Here is a 13297-nt window from a genome sequence, read left to right on the forward strand (position 1 = left end):
TGCCTCCCTTATTCCGGGTCGTATTTGCCCGCCAGCGCCGCGAAGAGAATTTTTAAAAGATTCGAATTGCCCTTGAAGCCCTTGATCTTGGTGGGGGCGGGCTCGTTTTTGGGGTAGGCCCGCTCCACCGGTACCTCGCAGGCCTTGAGGCCCAGCTGGGTGGCCCGCACGCTGAGGTAGGCCAGCAGCTCATAGCCGGGGAAGATGTCCCGCAGCGGCTGCACCGCCGGGTGGGTCAGATAGGCGCGGCTGTAGGCCCGGTAGGCGTTGGTGGTGTCGGTGAACCAGTGGCGGGCCGCCAGACTGATGACCGGCGCGTGGATGAAGCGCACCGCCAGCCAGCGGGAGAGCGGCGTGTTCACCGCTTTGCCGCCTTTGACAAAGCGGCTGCCCTGCACCAGGTCGTAGCCCTCGTTCAGTTTTTCAATGAACAGGGGCACGCTCTCGATGGAGTCCTTGTTGTTGCCGTCGATGGTCAGGATGCCCTCGTAGCCCCGCTCCAGCGCGAAGTGCAGCCCCATGCGCAGCTGCGCCCCCTGCTTGCCGGGGCCGGTCTTGGTGAGCAGGCAGTTCACGCCCCGGCTCTTCAGACCCGGGAGCTCCATGCTGCCGTCGGTGCTGCCGCCGTCGCACAGGATGATATCCACCAGCCCGCACACGCCGGCCTCTTTCGCCCGGTCCAGCTCTTTCAGAATGCGCCCGCCCTCGTTGATGATGGGAATGAGCAGGCAGTAGTCGCTGCGCTTTTCCGCCAGCATCTCCACGGTGTAATCCGGCACGCCGGGGATGTTTTTGCGCTCTTCCATGGTTTTAACCGAACACCTCCGCCACATACTCCAGGCTGCGGGTCAGTTCCTCTTCGCCCGCTGCCTTCATCTCCAGCGACACAAAGCCCTGGTAGCCCACGCCTTTCAGCAGCAGCGCCAGCTCCCGGTGGAGCGGCCGCGGCTGGATGGGCGCAAGGCCCGGCTCGCTGATGTGCACATGGCTCACCCGGTGGAGATGGGCGGCCACGTCCGCCGCTGTCTCGCCGTTTGCCACCATGGCCCCCACGTCCAGATTGACCGCAAGGCCCGGCCGGTCCAGCCGCCCCGCCAAGGCAAACACCTCTTTGTGGGTGTTGAGGAAATTGGTGTTGTACATCGGGGGATTGGCCTCCAGCGCGATCACCGCGCCCCGACGCTGGGCAAGATAGGCCAGCTGCTCGAAGAAGCCGTCCGCCTCGGCGGCGGCGTGGCCTTCGGGGATAGCGCGGTTGCGGGGGCAGCCGAACACAAGGCTTTTGCAGTGGCAGGCGTAGGCAAACTCCAGCGCCTGGGCGGTGTAGTCCGCCAGGGCCGCGGCCTCGCCCGGCTCAAAGATGCTGCCGGTCTGGCCGTACCAGATGCTCTGCATGCTGGGGATGGAAAAGCCGTATTTCTGCCACATCACCCCGGCGAACAGCGCCGCGCCGGGCAGGTTGTCGTAGGGGCGCTCGGGGAAAATGCGGGTGGGGGCGATCTCCAGGCCGGTGTAGCCCAGCTGCTTCATTTGCTGCCAGACCCGCTCGTCTTCGGCGGCGCTCCAGCCGATGTTGGAGGCGGAAAGTTTCATGCCTGTTCCTCCCAGTGTTTCATAAAGCGGCGGATGCCCGCCAGTTCTTCCTGCTCGGTGCAGATGTAGCCGCCCGCGCCGCCGAAGAGGTCGGCGTGTTCGGTGCGCATATCGTAATCAAAGGGCGTGCCGGGCAGCTCGTTTTTGCACTCGCCCCCCGTCACCGCCCGGTACACCGTGGCGGCGCTCACCGGCGGGGTGGCCAGGTTCAGCACCCGCAGCCCGGCGGAAAGGGCGGTCTCGATGTGGCCCCACAGGCCCGCCAGATCGTAGAACTGGTAGACCGAGCGGCTGTCGGTGAAGTTGAGGGCGTTCCAGTCGTTCTGCTTGAACCACGCCCGCAGCGCGGCGGCATCCACCGTGCCGGTGAGCTTGTAAAAGCCGTTTCCCCCTTCGGCGTAGGCGGCGGCCACAAGTTCGCTCTTTGCCGCCAGCTCCTCGTACTTTGCCGGGCGCAGCAGCGCCGGGGTGACGGTGTGCAGGTCGTAGAGGAAGTTCTTTTTCAGCCCTTTGCCGTAGAGGGCGGGCAGCCGCACGATGAGGGCATTTTCAAAATCTTCCCGCACCCACTGCTCCAGCTGCAGACGGTTGGCCCCGTAGGGGGCGAGGGCCGCGCCCTCGGGCTTGTCCGACTCGGTCTTGCCCCGGCTGTCGGCATAGACGCACACCGAGGAAATGAGCACGGCCTGCTTCGGGGCAAGGCGGCGCAGGTTTTCCCGCGCGGCGCGCATCACCGCGAGGTCGGCCTCCGGGTCCTGATTTGCCAGATACATGGCCGCCGGCACCCCGGTATAGACCACCAGATCGTTGTCTTTGCCGAACTGCTCGGCCACGTCGGTGGAGTGGCAGGCCGCGTCAAAGGCATGGCTTGCCAAGAGGTTCCCCCCCACAAAACCGGTGCTGCCCACGAGAACGGTGCGCCCCATCTTCTTCGCCCCTTTCAAACAGTCATAGCGATACAGAATACATTATACACAAAAAGGCCCCGGCATACAAGGCCGGGGCCTTTTTGCGCCCCTTTAAGAAAATTGTAAGAAAAAGGGCGGCCGTGTCGTAAGAATTACAGGATATACTGGCAAGCGGTTGGCAAGGCCTTTGCCATCGCTTACAATAGAGGCAAAGACAGAAAGGGGGGCTGCGGCATGGAACCGCTTTGTATCCTTGTGGCGGACGACGACGCAGACATCGTGAACGCCGTGCGGCTGTATCTTGAAAAGGAGGGCTTCACGGTGCACGGGGCGGCCAACGGGCTGGAGGCGCTGGAGGTGCTGGAACGGGAGACGGTGCATCTCATCCTGATGGATGTGATGATGCCCCGGCTGGACGGGTTTTCCGCCATCATGCGCATCCGGCAAAAGCGCAACCTGCCCATTCTGGTGATGAGCGCCAAGACAGAGGACTCGGACAAGGTGCTGGGCCTTTCCATCGGGGCGGACGATTACATCACCAAGCCCTTCAGCGCCATCGAGCTGGTGGCGCGGGTGAAAAGCCACCTGCGCCGGTATCTGGAACTGGGCGGAGCCGGGGCCGGAGGCTCGGTGCGCCGGGTGGGGCGGCTGGAATACGACTTTGACGCCCACAGCCTTTTGGCGGACGGCGCGCCGGTAAAGCTCACCCCCACTGAAACGCGCATCATGGAACTGTTTATGAAAAACCCCGGGCGCATCTTTTCCGCCGAGGAAATTTACGCCCGGGTGTGGAACGAGGCCGCGGCCTACGCGCCGGAGAACACGGTGATGGTGCACATCCGGCGCATCCGTGAGAAGATCGAACTGAATCCGAAGGAACCGGAATATTTAAAGGTGGTGTGGGGTCTTGGGTACCGATTGGAAAAAAAGTAAACTCGCCGCCCGCATCCTGTGCGGCTGGCTGGGAATGATGAGCCTGCTGGCGGCGCTGCTGTGCCTGCTGGCCTGCGGGCCTGCCATGCTGGGCGGCAGCTCGGTGGGCATGGGCGACCTGCTGGCCGGGCAGCTCAGCGGCTCGGTGTACTATCAGGAGAAGATGGCCCAGCTGTTCTACAACTGCTCGCTGCTGGCCGCGGGCGGCGCCGCCGGCGACGGTACGCCCCTGACGGCGGGCCAGAACACCCAGCTGCGCAGCCAGGCCCGGGACGCGCTGAACAACGACAGCGGAGCGCTCACCTCCGGGCAGGTGCTTTTTGCCGTTTTGCCCGACAGCGAGGGCGGCGCAAGCTACAGCAACACCGACTTCGCCCTCTGGGAGGACGGCCGGGTGGCCGCGCCCCTGGGCTATTCGGTGGCGCTGGCTTCCACCAGCGGCACATCCTGGGGCAACCGGGCGCTGCTGGCGGCTTACAACAAGCTTTTGAGCAGCCAGACGGTGTACCCCAGCGCCGAAGGGCTGGAAAACGCCGTGGTGGTGCTGGCGGTGCAGGACGGCGCGGGCCCCTGGCTGCCGGGCTTTGTCGGTGAGGGCCTGCGGCAGGTGGAAACGCTGCGCCCCCACCTCATCCTCTTCCTCTCCGGCTGCGCCCTCGCCCTTGCCTGCGGCGTTGTGTGCCTTGCATGGCGGCGGCGTGCAAAACCCGCCCGTGCCTGGGCCGCCTCCCTCACCGGCCGGATATGGCTGGAGGTCAAACTTCTGGTCTGGGGCTTGGGGCTGTTCTGCCTCTGGGTCTGGCAGGCAGTCTATGTGCCCGACGCCCTGTGGACGGTGCTGCCCGTTTTGCTTTGGCCTCTGGTGTGGCTGACCCTTGTTGACCTGCGTTTCAACGGCGCAGGCGTGTTCCGCCGCAGCCTCGTCGGGCGGCTGGCGGGTCTTATGCGGAACGTCTGGCACGCCCAGCCCTGGCAGCGGCGGGTGGCCGGGCCGGCGCTGCTGTACTGGCTGGTGCCGGTGGCGCTGCCGCCTCTGCTGTGGCTGATGTTCTATACCTCCTACTGGTCCTCTCCCGGGCTGACCGTGCTGGCCCTCCTGCTGGGGCATCTGATCGCTCTGGGCTTTGCCTTGGTCGGCGTCGCCCTGCAGCTGCGCTTTTGCCGGGATGTGGGGCGTCTCACCGGCTCGCTGCACACGTTGCGCAGCGAAGGCGCGGCCCAGCCGCTGCACTTCAAGGAGGCCGCTCCCCTGCACGGCGCCGCCGAGGACCTGAACGCCCTGCGGGAGGGCATCGACGCGGCGGTGGAGCAGCAGCGCCGGGCAGACCGGATGAAGATGGAGCTGCTCACCAACGTCTCCCATGATCTGAAAACGCCCCTCACCAGCATCATCAACTACGCGGACCTGCTCTGCGCCGAGCCTCTGGACGGGGCGGCGGCGGACTACGCCAAGATCATCCAGCGCAAGGCGGACAGGCTCAAGCACATGGTGCAGGACGTGTTCGACCTTTCCAAGGCGGCCAGCGGCAGTCTGCCTTTGGCTCCCGAAGCCATTGATCTTTCCAAGCTCATCCGCCAGACGCTGGCGGACATGGACGAGACCATCGCCGCCAGTCCCCTCACCTTCCGCACCGCTCTGGCCCCCGAGGCCTGGGTGCTGGCGGACGGCGAGCGGATGTACCGTGTGTTCCAGAACCTGTTCTCCAACGCCCTGCGCTACTCGCTGGCGGGCAGCCGGGTGTACGTGGAGCTTGCCTCCGAGGACAGCCAGGCCGTGGCCCAGGTGAAGAACGTGGCGGGCTATGAGATGGAGTTCGACCCCGCCGAGATCACCGAGCGCTTTGTGCGGGGCGACCCCTCCCGCACCGGCGAGGGCAGCGGGTTGGGCCTGTCCATCGCCAAGAGTTTCACCGAAGCCTGCGGCGGCACGCTGGAGGTGCGGGTGGACGCCGACCTGTTCTGCGTGCAGGTGGCGCTGCCCCTCACCGAAAAGCCCGCGCCTCAGCCCGCCGGGGACGGCGGGGAAGCCGAGCCGTCCGAACCCTGCGCCGCCGCGGCCCTGTGACCGGGTGTGCCGAACTGTGTTGAAAGGTGATTCCCATGTCCTATTTTTCCCAAGCATTCACTCCTGCCCCGGCGCCCCGGGCCCCTGAGGGGGCCGAACTGATGCTGCTGGGCCGCCGCCGTGGCTTCTTCGGCGAGGAAAACCTGCTGCGCCTGGTCACCTTCGTGACCCTGCTGTTGCAGGCCATCAGCTTCATCACCACCCTGCAGGGCGCCACGGTGTTCCTGAGCGGCATCTTTGTGCTGGCCCCCCTCTTCTTCGCCCTGGCGGTGCAGGCCACCGCCTGGTTTCTGGCGGGCAGCCTGCGGGTGCGCATCACCCCGCTGCGCTGCGTCGCGTTGGGGCTGGCGCTGTGCTGCTCCACCTATTATTCTTATGTAGGCATCTACAACACCGTGAATCCGCCCGCCGTTTATCTGGCTTCGGAGTACGCCCAAGTGCGCAGCACGCTGGACGGCGTTTACGCCACCCGCCGCACCGAGGCCTTCCGCACCGCCCAGGACCAGATCAACGCCATGGTGAGCGACCTGGCCCAGCGGTACAGCCTGCTGGAACAGGAAAGCGCCCGCCTCGCCGCCTGCGCGAAGGAACTGGAGGAAGCGGGCGCCGAGTATTCCGGCGGCCTGCGCGCCCCCAGCCGTTCCAGCTACGCAAACTACGAGGACTATGTGGCGGCCTACAACGCCTATCTTGCCAGCGTCACCGAAAACTCCTCTACCGAGCAGGCGGCGGCCCGGCAGGCCATCCTGGCCCGCTACGGCTTCGACAGCGAGAGCGCCCTGGCCGGGGCCACGGCGCAGAATGCCTCGGACCTTTCCGCCTTTGAGGCGGCCGCCGCCGAACTTTCCGGCGAAGGCGAGACGGTGGCGGCCCAGCTGGAAAGCGCCCGCGCCCTGCTTCTGAACGCGCTCACCGCCGCCGAGGCCGAGGGCACGCTGACCAGCGACGCCCGGGCCGCCCTTGGCCGGCTGGTGCAGCTGGCCGCCACCCAGACGGGCAGCACCCTCTCCACCGACGACCTGCTGCGCCCGGTGGACGCCGCCATGACCGGCGTGGGCACCCAGCTGATGGCCTCCTTTGACGAGCTGGCCGCCCAGCTTCCCGGCGGGCAGGTCACCCGGGCCAACGCCCAGGAAATGAAAACGCTGCTTTCCGCCGAAATTACGAACGCGGTGCTGCGGGTGAACGAGGTGGCGGGCGAGGAGGTGCTGCAGGCCGGCGATGCGGCGCTGCAGATCACCGACCTGCACCTGAAACCGCTGCTGGCCCTCACGGCGCCCGCCCAGCGGGGCATGGCCCTGTTCTGCCTGTTTCTGGCGGCGCTGATGGACGGCCTGACGCTGGTGTTCAGCATCGCCTGCCGCCGCAAACCCACCCTGCTGAAGGCCCGCAGCCCCCGCCGCCTGCTGGCGGAAAACGGCGACGCGCTGGCGGCCCAAATTTGCGCCTGCCTGCCCGCCGGGCGGGACCCGATGGACGAGCTGGAGCTGTTTTTGAGCCGCTTTGCCGCCTGCCCGGACACCCTGGCCGAGGGCTACAGCCTGGCCGCGCCCCGGGCGGAGCTGGCCGCCTATGAGCGGCTGTGCGCCCTGCTGTGCCAGGCGGGGCTCGCCTCCATCCGCCCGGCGAAGGAGGGCGAGGCCGGCGAGACGGTGCTGCTGCGCTCGGACTTCTTGCTCTTTGCCAATGAACTGCTCACCACCCGCAGCCGGGGCAAGCTGGCCTGCGACCTGGCCGCCGAGGCCACCGCGGGCCGTCGGGCCGCGATGCTGGGCCAGCGGGCATAAAATCACAAAGCGGACCCCCGCCCTTAGGCAGGGGTCCGCTTGCTTTATTCAAAATAGTGCTGGGGGTCCACCCGGTTGCCGCCCTTGAGCACTTCCAGGTGCAGATGGGGGCCGGCGGAGGTCTCGGCCATCACTTCACCCACCGTGCCGATGGCCTGGCCGGCGCTCACCGCGTCGCCCACCGCCACCTGCAGGCTGGAGACGTCCAGGCCCGCGTAGCGCCAGGTCAGCTCGCCCGCTTCCACCTCCACGATCTGGCCCCACATGCCGTCCTCGTAGATGTTGCAGACGGTGCCCGCCACCGCGCTCTTCACCGCGGCGTCCTCGGCACAGGCGATGTCCACGCCGTTGTGGGTACGCCAGTCCTTCAGCGTCTCGTTGTAGACCAGCTCATCCCCGGAGTAGACCTGCGTGATCTGCCCATCGACCGGCTGCACAAAGGAGGGTGCGGGCGCAGCGACAGCCTCGCCAGAGTCCCCATCCTGCGCGGAGGCTTCGCCAGAGCCAGACGCCGAGGACGACGGCTGTGACAGCTTTGCCGATGGCACGGGCACATCGTTCACCTTTTGCTCCACCTGTACGTCCGGCAAGTCCCATTCCTGCGTTCCCTCCTGTTCCAGACTGCTGTTCGCGTTCGGCCCGAATCGCTGCATCACGCCCCGGATGGCCCAGAAACTGCTGGCCGCCGCAGCCAGGATGCACAGGGCCAGGGCCACATAAAAGCCCTTGCCTTTGAAAAACGAGATGATCCTGTTCATGCTATCGCTCCTTGTTTTTTTCTGCTGCCGGCCGCGCAGGGGCGGCGGGTCATCGCTTTGCCCTTAGTTTGCGGCGAGGCGGCGGGTTTTATTCACTGCCTCTTGTAATCCGGGGGGCGGATATAGTAAAATAGTATCTTCCCAATCAATCGTTTTTCGGGAGGTGTTTTCTTGGGCGGAGCCTATGTGGCAGGCATCGGCGGGGCCAATGTGGACATCCACGGCCAGAGCCTTGCCCCCCTCATCATGCGGGACTCCAACCCCGGCCGGCTGCACGTGTCGGTGGGCGGCGTGACCCGCAATATTCTGGACAATCTCACCCGTCTGGGCCAGCGGTGCGAGCTGGTGAGCGCCGTGGGCGGCGACGTCTACGGCCGCATGCTGCTGGACTCCTGCGCCGCGCTGGGCGTGGGCACCCGGGGGCTGCTGGTGCGGGAGGATCATCCCTCCTCCAGCTATATCTCCATCATGGACTCGGAGGGCGACATGCTGGTGGCCATGAGCGACATGCGTGTGCTCTCGGCCATCGACGCGGACTTTGTGGCCGCCCGCATGGACCTGTTGAACGCGGCGCCGGTGGTGGTGTGCGACGGCAACCTGCCCGCCGAGGCGCTGGAATATCTTGCAAAACACTGCACCGCTCCCCTTTACATCGACCCGGTGAGCACCACCTGGGCGAAGAAGCTGGTGCCGGTGCTGGGCCATTTCGACACCATCAAGCCCAACCGGCTGGAGATGGAGGTGCTGGCAGGCATGTCCATCGCCACCGACGCCGACCTGGAAGAGGCCTGCACCCGGGTACTGGCCACCGGCGTGCGGCGGGTGTTCGTCAGCCTTGGGGCGGACGGCATCTACTACAAAGGCCCGGCGGGCAGCGTCCACCGGCGCAGCCGCGTGTTTGACAAGCTGGTGAACGCCACCGGCGCGGGCGACGCCACCATGGCGGGCATCGTGCACGCCACGCTGGCGGGCAAGAGCGAAGACGAAGTGCTGGACTTCGCCCTGGGCGCGGGCCTTGTGGCCATCGCCGCGCCGGACACCATCAGTGAGACCATGAGCGAACAAGCCGTTCACACTATGATAAAGGAGTATGTAAAATGAACCTGAAGAACTATCTGGACATCGCACCCGAAGTCAAATCCGCCGTGGAGGCGGGCAAGCCGGTGGTCGCGCTGGAAAGCACCATTCTCTCCCACGGCATGCCCTACCCCGAGAACCTGACCTTCGCCGCCGAGGTGGAGCGCATCATCCGCGCCGAGGGCGCTATCCCCGCCACCATGGCCATCATCGACGGCCGGATGAAGGTGGGCCTGTCCGCCGGAGAGCTGGAGCTGATGTGCAAGGGCGAGAACGTGGCCAAGGTGAGCCGCCGCGACCTGCCCATCCTGCTGGCCACCGGCGGCACCGGCGCCACCACCGTGGCCTCCACCATGATCCTGGCCAGCCTGGCGGGCATTCCCGTGTTCGCCACCGGCGGCATCGGCGGCGTGCACCGGGGCGCCGAGACTACCATGGACATCAGCGCCGACCTGCAGGAGCTGGCCCACACCCCCGTGGCGGTGGTGTGCGCGGGCGCCAAGATGATTTTGGACATCGGCCTGACCCTGGAGTACCTTGAGACCATGGGCGTGCCGGTGCTGGGCTACAACACCGACCAGTTCCCCGCCTTCTACTGCCGCAAGAGCGGCTTCGGCGTGGACTACACCGCCAAGAGCGCCGCCGAGATCGCCAAAATCGCCCGCACCAAGTGGGATCTGGGCCTTAACGGCGGCATGCTGATCGGCAACCCGGTGCCCGAGGAGTACGCCCTGGACTTCGACGAGATGAGCGCCGTCATCGACAAGGCGCTGGCCGCCGCCAAAGAGGACGGCGTACGGGGCAAGAACATCACCCCCTACCTGCTGGCCCACATCGTGGAGTACACCGGCGGCAAGAGCCTGGCCACCAACATCCAGCTGGCCTACAACAACGCCCGTCTGGCCGCCAAGGTGGCCGTGGAGCTGGCGAAGCTGTAAGCCGCCTGTTCGGAAGGAGGGACCGCCATGGACCGCTGCGGCTGGTGCGGCAAAGAGATCCCGCGCGGGCGGCGCTTTTGCAGCGACGCCTGCAGCGAGCGTTACGAGCGCACCCTCGCCTGGGACCAGCGCTGTATCAAGTGGTTCCTTCTCCTGCTGGCCGTGGGAGTGCTGGCACTGTTTGCCGGCGCGCTCTGTGAGCAAAGCGCCCTGGTCGGCGGCGGCATGCTGCTGATCGGGTCGGACATTTTACTCTTTCCTCTGGTCACGCCCCAGACCATTGCCCTGCTGGGCATGCGCGCCGCCCGCCGGGCCGGACGTGCTCTGGGCGCCGCGACCATGGCCGCGGGGATCTGGATCGGCTGGTTTTAAGCCACCGTTTTTCTGAATATCGCACGGCAAAACCGGGCCTTCCCCTTTCGGGGCGGCCCGGTTTTTTCGCGCAGTTTCTGCCCGCCGGTGCGTCTCATAACAAGCATTCACAAAAGTGTGACTTCTTTCAAGCGCCTGCTCCCAATACAGCGCATCTCGGGTTCTTTTTTGCAACTTTATCCATTTTGTCCCTCGTTATCTGAATTTTTTCTACGGAATTAACAGTTGAAATGCGTCGAATCTTTGAGTATGATATTAAAGGTGTGCCGGGACGCGGTCACGCGGCCCCGCCGCGCCGTTCCATTTGGTTTCAGCAGTCAGCTGTCCGTTTCCTGCACCCGCCCCCCTGACGGCCTGCTCGCGGGCAGCCCTGCGCAAGCAATTCGATGTGGTGGGGGTATTGATCATGAAAAAAGCAAAAAATTCTCGTTCCCTGGCAGCAAAAATGGGTCTGGCGCTTCTGTTTGGATGCGTTGCAGGCCTTTTTTTTATGTGGCTGCGTGAAACGCTGAACGCTTCCGGCAACGCGGCGCTCTGGGGCACGATCAACAACATCCTGTTCCAGGACATCACCGCTGAAGGGGCCTCCAATGCCATCGGCCTGTTCTACATCATCGGCCAGATGTTCATCCGTGCGCTGCAGCTGGTCATCGTTCCGATGGTGTTCACCTCCATCGCCCTGGCCATCGGCACCATCTCGGACACCCGCACCCTGGGGCGCATCTCCTTCAAGACCCTGTGCTGGTTCATGCTTTGCTCCCTCTTCGCGCTGGTGCTGGCCGCTACCGTAGGCCTGTGGCTGTTTGAGGCCGGCCTGTTCACCACCTCCGTCGGTTCGCTTCAGGCGAGCACCGGCGCCTCCGGTTCGAACCCTCTGAACGTGATCCTGAACATCGTGCCCTCCAACATCACCACTGCTTTCGGCAACAACACCGCCGTGCTGGCCATTGTGTTCATCGCCGCCTCGGTGGGCCTGTGCATCACCGCCGTGGGCGAGGACCGCTGCTCTACCCTGACCAAGCTGTTCAACGAGGTCAACAACCTCTGCGTGGTGTTCCTGAACTTTGTGGTCTCCAAGGTGGGCCCGCTGGCCATCTTCGTGCTGCTGACCCGCACCTTCGCCACCTACGGCATCGACTACCTGCGCCCTGCGGCCTTCTACATGCTCACCACCGTTGTGCTGCTGCTGGTGTATCTGGTGTTCGGCTACGCGCTGATCATCCGCTTCGGCACCAAGCTGAACCCCATCCCCTTCATCAAGAAGATCTCCAAGGTGGCGCTGTTCGGCTTCTCCACCTCCTCCAGCGCCGCGGCCCTGCCGCTGAACATGGAGACCACTTCCCAGGAGCTGGGTGTGGACGAATCCGTCGCCTCCTTCGTGCTGCCCCTGGGCATGACCGTGAACATGAACGGCACCGCCATCATGCAGGTCGTTGCCACCCTGTTCGTGGCGGGCTGCGGCGGCTACGACGTCACCCCGCTCTCCCTGCTGGTCATCATGGCCCTGGCGCTCATCGCTTCCGCGGGCACCCCTGCCGCCCCCGGCGCCGGTGCCATCATCCTGTTCACCATCCTGTCCGGCGTGGGCATGACCAACGACAGCGCTCTGATGGCCTACAGCCTGATCCTGGCCATCAACCGCCCCATCGAGATGCTCTGCACCTCGCTGAACGTGGTGGGCGACTCCTGCACCTGCCTGTACGTTGCCAAGTCTGAGAACCTGCTGAACGAGGAAGTCTACAACGCCAACCTGCATGAGCTGACCGCCCGTGCCCAGGCCGAGACCGCGTAAAACCCTTTCAATCAAAAAAGGCTGTTGCTCAAATGTGTTGAGCAACAGCCTTTTTATTATTCTCCCAGCAGGTCAAACATCCGCCGGGCGGTGTCTCCGGTAACGGTGCCGCCGTCGGGAGGCGCGGGCACCGCGTTTACCTCAAGGTAGAGGTTCTTTGAGTCGATGAGCGCCCGGTCACAGAAGATGCCCAGCTGGAAGGTAACGCCCTCGCCGTCCTTGATGATGTAACAATAGGCCTGGTGCTGGCTGTCCAGCTTGGCGTCGCCCTCCTTGGGGCGCAGGCTGAAATAGCCCAGCGCGGGGAAGGCTGGCTCGCTGCCTGCTTCCAGCTTGTCCGTCAGCAGCAGGGGCGTCAGATCGTTGGCGTCCGCGATGACCTCCAGCTCCCCGCCGGCGGGTGCGGTGTAATCCGCTTTCAGCTCCGCCAGCACAAAGGGCCGGGCAAGGATGTCCTCGCTGTCCACCGTGCAGCCGTACATGTCCACTCCGGCGTCTTCGATGGAATCGAACACCTTCACCCCCTCCAGCGTGTAGGTCAGGCCCTCTACGCCCCGCTCGATGGCGGTTTCGGTGCCGTCCTCGTAGTGAATGGTGAAGCTTTTATAGCCCGAAATGCTCTCGCCCGTGCCTTTGGTCTCCGTCTCGGTTTTATCGGTGGGTTCCGAAGCGGGGCCGACTTCGCTGTCGGGGGCGGTGCTCTCCGACTGAGGCGGAAGGCTCGACGGAGCCGGTGCGGACTGCGGCCCGCCCGAGCAGGCGGTCAGCGCCGCCGCAAGAGCAAAAAGCGCCGCCAGAGCGGCAAGTCTCATCTTCATGGTATACACTCTCCTTTATCCTGTGTTCCGGCAGGTTTCTGCCGCAGGTAAAGTATCCCGCCGGGCGGGGCAAGAAGTATCCATCAAGACGCATCGGAGTTGCAAATTTTTCGGCACAATAAATAACCCCCGGCCAAGCCGGGGGTTATTCACATGCGGGCATAGCCCTAGAATACTAGCATGCGCGTCACGTCGCGCAAGTACGGTCTGCCAGCCGCGAAAGTTCTGTTACTTGCCGCCCGTAAACGGGCGCTTT

At 65.0% G+C, this 13297-nt stretch carries 12 protein-coding genes; 7 read left to right on the forward strand and 5 right to left on the reverse strand.

Going from position 1 to position 13297, the window contains the following annotated elements:
• Positions 1–8: 8 nt before the first annotated feature.
• The 3 genes from ACMNAY_RS08905 to ACMNAY_RS08915 are packed head-to-tail and all read right to left on the reverse strand — an operon-like array spanning position 9 to position 2519.
• Positions 9–806: a glycosyltransferase family 2 protein gene (locus tag ACMNAY_RS08905; protein WP_418719151.1), complete on the reverse strand. Its 798-nt coding sequence runs from the start codon at positions 804–806 to the stop codon at positions 9–11.
• A gap of 4 nt (positions 807–810) precedes the next feature.
• Positions 811–1593 (reverse strand): sugar phosphate isomerase/epimerase family protein, encoded by a 783-nt coding sequence (locus tag ACMNAY_RS08910; RefSeq protein WP_418719152.1) that lies wholly within the window; start codon positions 1591–1593, stop codon positions 811–813.
• On the reverse strand, positions 1590–2519 hold the full coding sequence (locus tag ACMNAY_RS08915) for an NAD-dependent epimerase/dehydratase family protein (protein WP_418719153.1): 930 nt from the start codon (positions 2517–2519) through the stop codon (positions 1590–1592). Before ACMNAY_RS08915 ends, ACMNAY_RS08910 begins: the two co-directional genes overlap by 4 nt.
• A 216-nt stretch (positions 2520–2735) precedes the next feature.
• On the opposite strand from ACMNAY_RS08915, the gene ACMNAY_RS08920 reads away from it, so the two are divergent.
• The 3 genes from ACMNAY_RS08920 (at position 2736) to ACMNAY_RS08930 (ending at position 7286) form a co-directional block, all read left to right on the forward strand.
• Positions 2736–3434, forward strand: coding sequence for a response regulator transcription factor (locus ACMNAY_RS08920; RefSeq protein WP_394975375.1), 699 nt, complete (start codon positions 2736–2738; stop codon positions 3432–3434).
• A complete protein-coding gene (locus ACMNAY_RS08925; RefSeq protein ID WP_418719154.1) occupies positions 3409–5499 on the forward strand; it encodes a histidine kinase dimerization/phospho-acceptor domain-containing protein in 2091 nt (696 codons plus the stop codon). The genes ACMNAY_RS08920 and ACMNAY_RS08925 overlap by 26 nt, the downstream gene beginning before the upstream one ends.
• Positions 5500–5600: 101 nt before the next feature.
• On the forward strand, positions 5601–7286 hold the full coding sequence (locus ACMNAY_RS08930; RefSeq protein ID WP_418719155.1) for a hypothetical protein: 1686 nt from the start codon (positions 5601–5603) through the stop codon (positions 7284–7286).
• Between the two features lie 44 nt (positions 7287–7330).
• Here the strand turns inward: ACMNAY_RS08930 and ACMNAY_RS08935 are convergent, their stop codons facing one another.
• Entirely contained in the window at positions 7331–8044 is a 714-nt protein-coding gene (locus ACMNAY_RS08935) for a peptidoglycan DD-metalloendopeptidase family protein (RefSeq protein ID WP_418719156.1), read from the reverse strand.
• Positions 8045–8215: 171 nt separating this feature from the next.
• Here ACMNAY_RS08935 and ACMNAY_RS08940 point away from each other — a divergent pair, with 171 nt between their 5' ends.
• From ACMNAY_RS08940 to ACMNAY_RS08955, 4 genes are all read left to right on the forward strand, one after another.
• The gene (locus ACMNAY_RS08940) at positions 8216–9145 is read left to right on the forward strand and encodes a carbohydrate kinase family protein (protein ID WP_418719157.1); all 930 of its coding nucleotides are present in this window, start codon (positions 8216–8218) and stop codon (positions 9143–9145) included.
• Positions 9142–10059 (forward strand): pseudouridine-5'-phosphate glycosidase, encoded by a 918-nt coding sequence (locus ACMNAY_RS08945; RefSeq protein WP_394975385.1) that lies wholly within the window; start codon positions 9142–9144, stop codon positions 10057–10059. The genes ACMNAY_RS08940 and ACMNAY_RS08945 overlap by 4 nt, the downstream gene beginning before the upstream one ends.
• Positions 10060–10086: 27 nt before the next feature.
• A complete protein-coding gene (locus tag ACMNAY_RS08950; RefSeq protein WP_394975386.1) occupies positions 10087–10431 on the forward strand; it encodes a DUF2116 family Zn-ribbon domain-containing protein in 345 nt (114 codons plus the stop codon).
• A gap of 445 nt (positions 10432–10876) precedes the next feature.
• Positions 10877–12223 carry a dicarboxylate/amino acid:cation symporter gene (locus ACMNAY_RS08955; protein ID WP_418719159.1) on the forward strand — a complete coding sequence of 449 codons (1347 nt, stop codon included), beginning with the start codon at positions 10877–10879 and terminating at the stop codon, positions 12221–12223.
• Positions 12224–12279: 56 nt separating this feature from the next.
• Here ACMNAY_RS08955 and ACMNAY_RS08960 read toward each other — a convergent pair whose 3' ends face one another.
• The gene (locus tag ACMNAY_RS08960) at positions 12280–13041 is read right to left on the reverse strand and encodes a hypothetical protein (protein WP_418719158.1); all 762 of its coding nucleotides are present in this window, start codon (positions 13039–13041) and stop codon (positions 12280–12282) included.
• Positions 13042–13297: the final 256 nt, after the last annotated feature.

Source organism: Candidatus Allofournierella merdipullorum (genome assembly GCF_048426865.1).
Taxonomy (GTDB): domain Bacteria; phylum Bacillota; class Clostridia; order Oscillospirales; family Ruminococcaceae; genus Allofournierella_A; species Allofournierella_A merdipullorum.

What these genes read in the sequence shown, in the direction of transcription:
- ACMNAY_RS08960 (WP_418719158.1), bottom strand. Translation starts at nt 13,041, where the DNA reads ATGAAGATGAGACTTGCCGCTCTGGCGGCGCTTTTTGCTCTTGCGGCG.
- ACMNAY_RS08915 (WP_418719153.1), bottom strand. Translation starts at nt 2,519, where the DNA reads ATGGGGCGCACCGTTCTCGTGGGCAGCACCGGTTTTGTGGGGGGGAAC.
- ACMNAY_RS08910 (WP_418719152.1), bottom strand. Translation starts at nt 1,593, where the DNA reads ATGAAACTTTCCGCCTCCAACATCGGCTGGAGCGCCGCCGAAGACGAG.
- ACMNAY_RS08905 (WP_418719151.1), bottom strand. Translation starts at nt 806, where the DNA reads ATGGAAGAGCGCAAAAACATCCCCGGCGTGCCGGATTACACCGTGGAG.
- ACMNAY_RS08950 (WP_394975386.1), top strand. Translation starts at nt 10,087, where the DNA reads ATGGACCGCTGCGGCTGGTGCGGCAAAGAGATCCCGCGCGGGCGGCGC.
- ACMNAY_RS08930 (WP_418719155.1), top strand. Translation starts at nt 5,601, where the DNA reads ATGCTGCTGGGCCGCCGCCGTGGCTTCTTCGGCGAGGAAAACCTGCTG.
- ACMNAY_RS08935 (WP_418719156.1), bottom strand. Translation starts at nt 8,044, where the DNA reads ATGAACAGGATCATCTCGTTTTTCAAAGGCAAGGGCTTTTATGTGGCC.
- ACMNAY_RS08920 (WP_394975375.1), top strand. Translation starts at nt 2,736, where the DNA reads ATGGAACCGCTTTGTATCCTTGTGGCGGACGACGACGCAGACATCGTG.
- ACMNAY_RS08955 (WP_418719159.1), top strand. Translation starts at nt 10,877, where the DNA reads ATGGGTCTGGCGCTTCTGTTTGGATGCGTTGCAGGCCTTTTTTTTATG.
- ACMNAY_RS08945 (WP_394975385.1), top strand. Translation starts at nt 9,142, where the DNA reads ATGAACCTGAAGAACTATCTGGACATCGCACCCGAAGTCAAATCCGCC.